General features: G+C 74.0%; 1 protein-coding gene. It reads right to left on the bottom strand.

Annotated features, from left to right (window positions below):
* Nucleotides 1-273 (bottom strand): hypothetical protein (locus FLQ44_RS23555; RefSeq protein WP_206208732.1); only part of this gene is annotated, 273 nt, incomplete at both ends.

Genomic DNA, 273 nt, shown 5'->3' on the forward strand with positions numbered 1-273 from the left:
CGGCTCGCCCAGCTGTCGTAGGGCGCGGTGAAGGCGCGGCGTTCGGCGGCCGGCATCGGCTTCTTCACCGCGAGCCGGGTCGCGCCGGCCGAGAACGCATTGAGGCCGCGGATCAGCAGCGCACCCAGCGATGAGTCGCGGCCCAGCTTGAGCAGGCCCGGCAGGCGCTTGTCGGCCGGCATGGTGAAGCCGGCGGTGTTCAGCAGCACCAGCCGCACCACCCGCTGCGGATGCCGCAGCGCCCAGCCCAGCCCGATCAGGCCGCCCCAGTCG

This window comes from Vogesella mureinivorans (assembly GCF_007644035.1).
In the GTDB taxonomy this organism is placed as follows: Bacteria; Pseudomonadota; Gammaproteobacteria; order Burkholderiales; family Chromobacteriaceae; genus Vogesella; species Vogesella mureinivorans.